The following is a 4,420-nucleotide window of genomic DNA, read 5'->3' as shown; positions in this document are numbered from 1 at the left end:
TTTATATGTAAAATGGAATCATGTATTCCAGATCTATCATCCCCCCCAAAGCCAAAAGCTTCTTCTTATTCGGTCCCAGGGGAACCGGTAAGACCACATGGGTTAAGTCCTCCTTTCCAAAGGCTGTCTATTTCGATTTATTAGAAGCTGAGCTGTTTAATGATTTGACAGCGAATCCACAACGATTGTCGAATTTTATCCCTCCTGATTTCAGGGATTGGATCATCATTGATGAAATACAGCGAATCCCCGAACTTTTGCATGAAGTTCACCGTTTGGTTGAATCAAAAAAATATCACTTTATTCTCACCGGGTCTAGCCCGCGGAAGCTGAAAAGAAAAGGTCCCAATCTTCTCGCCGGCCGGGCGTTAACGCTTTCCATGCACCCGCTATCTATTGCCGAATTGGGAGGGGATTTTAAGTTAGAGCATTCTCTCAGGTATGGTCATTTACCCAGCGTCTACACGGAAGCTGATCCCCAAAAATATCTTGAGGCTTATGTAAGGACCTATCTTGAGGAAGAGATCCGTCAGGAAGGGCTTACAAGAAATCTGTCGGCATTTGCTCGATTTCTGGAGGCTGCGAGTTTTTCCCAGGGGTCTGTTTTGAGCATTTCTTCTGTGGCAAGGGAATGTCATGTCGAGAGAAAGGTCGTTGAGAGTTATTTTTCGATCCTTGAGGATCTTATGATCGGTTACCGGATACCCATTTTTTCTAAGAAGGCAAAAAGGCGACTTATCGTGCATCCCAAATTTTATTTTTTTGATGTGGGAGTCTTTAGGACTTTGAGACCCATGGGGCCGCTCGATGCTCCAGAAGAGGTTGATGGAATCGCTTTGGAAACGCTCTTTCTTCAAGAGTTCATTGCGCTTAATAGCGCCTTGAATCTTGGCTATAAGATTTTTTACTGGCGTACTTCAAACGGCAGAGAAGTGGACTTTGTTCTGTATGGCCCTAAAGGACTTCTCGCTTTTGAAATAAAAAGAACATCGAGAATAACATCAGCCATGCTTGGGGGATTGAAATCGTTTGTAGCGGATTATCCTATGGCTAAGGCGTACTTTGTTTATGCTGGCCATCGGCGGATGTTTGAAGACAAAATTGAAATTATTCCAGCTCTGGAAATTCTGAAAAATTTAGAAAAATTATTATCATGAGAAATTGTTTGTATTGTAATTGGGGTAGGGTCTCCTCCGACTTTGGTCACCTACCCGTGACTGAAGGGTTACTCCTTACTGGTCTTTTCAATTGACAGGCGCCCCCTTTTTTCGTATATTCAACTCACCCAAAAGCGAGTTCTCATCACTTACAGAGCCGAAGAGGATTGCCATGACGGTTATCGCCGAGAAAAGAGGGCCTGTAACCACCATCATCATCAACCGACCGGAGGTAAAAAACGCCGTAGATCGGCCCACTGCCCAGGCATTGGCCGATTCCTTCCGGGCCTTTGATGGCGATGGGGAGGCACGGGTGGGTGTGCTCTGGGGGGCGGGGGGGTGCTTTTGTGCAGGGGCTGATCTGAAGGCCATTTCCGGGGGCCTTGCCAATCGGATGGAAGAAGACGGCGATGGTCCCATGGGTCCTACGAGGATGTTCTTGAGCAAACCGGTCATAGCCGCCGTTGCTGGATATGCCGTGGCCGGAGGGCTTGAACTTGCCCTCCTCTGCGACCTTCGCGTCATGGAAAAAGATGCGTTTTTCGGGGTTTTCTGTCGAAGGTGGGGGGTCCCCCTCATCGATGGGGGGACTGTCCGGCTTCCCCGGTTGATCGGCCTATCCAATGCTCTTGATATGATCCTGACCGGTCGGCCTGTCGGTGCTGAAGAAGCCCTGCGTATGGGGCTGGTCAATAGGGTGGTGGAGCCGGGGACCTCCCGGGCTGAAGCCGAGGCCCTCGCGGAAACGATCTCCAATTTCCCGCAGAACTGTCTGAGGAGCGATAGGCGCTCGGCCTACGAGCAGTCGGGTCTGCCCTTCGATGCGGCTATGAGAAACGAATTTCGAATCGGCCTGAAGACCATCCTCACGGGAGAGACCGTAGAAGGCGCCACTCGTTTCGCAAAAGGGGCCGGACGACTCGGACAATTTTAGGGATGGCATTCCCCTCTCATTCCCTGAAAAAGGAATCGCCCTCCCCAGGTATTCCGGGAAGTCGTCCACCCTCGCCAAACTTGAATATCTCCTTTGTGGTCTTGACTTCTTCTTGCAGAGATCTCGGCGGGCCAAAAGTGACTTGCGCCATGGCAAATCATAGGTCGACCTGCTGGGAGGAATGGCCAATTAGGGAAGGGCACCCTTCCAGGTACGAGGATATCCGAAGGATCTACTCATCTGGCTCAGCATCCGTAAACACCGTTTAGAAAACGTGAGAATTACCTGAAGAGAAACGGTCGTCAGCTATTTACTTCACAACGGTTTGATACATTATTTCTTCAGGACTTTTTTACCAACCTTCCTCTGCCCCCTATTGACTTTGAGCCTCCTTTCTTTGCTACCCTCTTTACTTTTTGCCCCTGCTTTTTCAGCGAGAATTTTCTTCACCTCCCGCTTGCTCACCTTTCGCAAGGCCACCAGGGCAGCTTTTTTATCCCCTTTCGGCTTGAATTTTCCCTTTTCCCAGGATGTCACAGCTCCAATGGTCACCCCCGCGAGAATGGCGAGTTCTCTTTGCGATATACCTTTTTTCTTCCGTAGATTGCGAATCCGCTCCGGCGTAAACCGGGAGGCTTTCACTTCTTCTGGGGTGGCTTCCAAATTAATTTCCATTCTTTCAGCTTGGCGAGTCTGTTCCTTAGCCCATCGATCCAGCTTGGTGAAACTTTTGAGTAACCCTGAAAGCTTAAGCCTCATTCCCCAAACTTCTCTTCGAAGAGGGAGAAACTTTGATCGGACTTCCCTCTTGGCCAACCTTTGGATTTCAGCTTTGATGATGGATTCAATTTTTGCCATAAGGGCCTCCTTTTATGCAAGCTTGGATTTTGGCAGGGATTATATGAAATTGGAGATGGTAAGTCAAGGTAGTTATTGAAAAGGTATTTGCTGAAAAGGCAGTTCCTGAAAAGTCTTGAAATTTTTACCTTGATTCCTAATCCTCCTTCCAATATACTCCCGCTATTCAAGCTTTTTATTCTACTTCTAACAGGAGGCAAGAAAATGGCTAAGAAACCCATGACCAAAGCTCAGATTGTTACCCATTTTGCAAAAAAATTCGAGCTCTCCAAGAAGACCTCTGCAGCGATTATTGATGAGGTTGCAGCGCTGGCGATCTCCGAAACCAAGAAGACCGGCTCCTTTACCCTTCCTGGTATCGGGAAACTGGTCCTGGTCAAGAGGAAAGCCCGTATGGGGCGCAATCCGGCCACAGGGGCAGAGATCAAGATTCCAGCGAAGACTGTGGTCAAGATGCGGATTGCGAAAGCGGCTAAGGAGGCGGTTGTACCGGGGAGGAAATAAGGAAGCAGAGGTGCTGTTTTTTATCCCTTCCAATTTCTTTTGACATTTTTTGAGAGATATTTTATGTTATGATTAACGTTGGGATAAATTGGATGGTAGTTTTGGGAAACATCATATAGAAGCGCCATTGGGAATCATTTCTTTTTCCTGGGGGCGCTTTTTTTGTGGCCCAAACCACATTCAAACTAATCATAGAATCATGGAACAAGAGGAGGGTATCGTTGTGGCAGAAGGAAAGGTGAAGTGGTTCAACGAGAAGAAAGGCTTTGGTTTCATCGAGCAGGATGGTGGAAAGGACCTTTTTGTCCACTATACAGCCATTCAGGGAGACAGTTTTAAAACCCTGAAGGAAGGCCAGAGGGTGAGCTTCGAGATCGAAGAGACATCCAAAGGCCCGAAAGCTAAGAACGTCCAGATCATTTAAAGAAAGAGTAGGGGTATTTCCTCTCCTACCTTGAGCTAGCTTTCCTCTGCGGCAGCTGGCAAGAGCTCGTTCAGATCAGATTCAGGAAGCATCCAGCTTGAGAATGCTATCTGTCCAGTGTCTGAGGATGCTATCCTGCTACGATACTGGATAGACGCTCTGGAAGGTGCTCCACAGCAGCTTGGCCAGAGATCGGGTCCAGGAAGGATTCAGAATGGGGGTGCCTTTTATATGATTATCAGGCATTGGTAATAAGGTATTTCCTATCAACTTTGGAAGAACGGGTTTTCGACAAGTATTTGCTTCGGTAATCATTTTTTAGGTTATGGATTTTCAAACATAAACGTTCCCCGAGAGCCGGAGTAGGCTAAAGGTAAGTCTTAACGAATAAGGATTTCACCGGACAGGTATTTGCACTGGTTGGATTTTAAGAAATGAGGCGAGGTAAATCAAGGGCAGCCCCTTTGCCCTCCCGGGGCAGGAGCCCGGGGCAGGAGCCTTGAAAAAGTGCGGGAGGGTTAATATAATCTTTCCTTAATATGT

The 4,420-nt window shown here is 47.8% G+C and carries 5 protein-coding genes; 4 read left to right on the top strand and 1 reads right to left on the bottom strand.

The window, feature by feature from the left end; all coding sequences use genetic code 11:
• The first annotated feature begins 20 nt into the window (after positions 1-20).
• Together Q7V48_05985 and Q7V48_05980 are read left to right on the top strand one after the other, a co-directional pair.
• Positions 21-1,157: an ATP-binding protein gene (locus Q7V48_05985; GenBank protein ID MDO9210285.1), complete on the top strand. Its 1,137-nt coding sequence runs from the start codon at positions 21-23 to the stop codon at positions 1,155-1,157.
• A gap of 172 nt (positions 1,158-1,329) precedes the next feature.
• A complete protein-coding gene (locus Q7V48_05980) occupies positions 1,330-2,091 on the top strand; it encodes a crotonase/enoyl-CoA hydratase family protein (GenBank protein MDO9210284.1) in 762 nt (253 codons plus the stop codon).
• A 333-nt stretch (positions 2,092-2,424) separates the two neighbouring features.
• Here Q7V48_05980 and Q7V48_05975 read toward each other — a convergent pair whose 3' ends face one another.
• A complete protein-coding gene (locus Q7V48_05975; GenBank protein ID MDO9210283.1) occupies positions 2,425-2,949 on the bottom strand; it encodes a helix-turn-helix domain-containing protein in 525 nt (174 codons plus the stop codon).
• Positions 2,950-3,153: 204 nt separating this feature from the next.
• Between Q7V48_05975 and Q7V48_05970 the strand changes: the two genes are divergently transcribed.
• Together Q7V48_05970 and Q7V48_05965 are read left to right on the top strand one after the other, a co-directional pair.
• On the top strand, positions 3,154-3,453 hold the full coding sequence (locus Q7V48_05970) for an HU family DNA-binding protein (protein MDO9210282.1): 300 nt from the start codon (positions 3,154-3,156) through the stop codon (positions 3,451-3,453).
• 223 nt (positions 3,454-3,676) lie between these two features.
• Positions 3,677-3,877: a cold-shock protein gene (locus Q7V48_05965; protein ID MDO9210281.1), complete on the top strand. Its 201-nt coding sequence runs from the start codon at positions 3,677-3,679 to the stop codon at positions 3,875-3,877.
• Positions 3,878-4,420 lie beyond the last annotated feature (543 nt).

The sequence above is a fragment of the Deltaproteobacteria bacterium genome (assembly GCA_030654105.1).
Lineage (GTDB): Bacteria > Desulfobacterota > SM23-61 > SM23-61 > SM23-61 > JAHJQK01.
The sequence above is the reverse complement of the archived record's forward strand: the minus strand, read 5'-3'. Positions and strand labels throughout refer to the sequence as shown.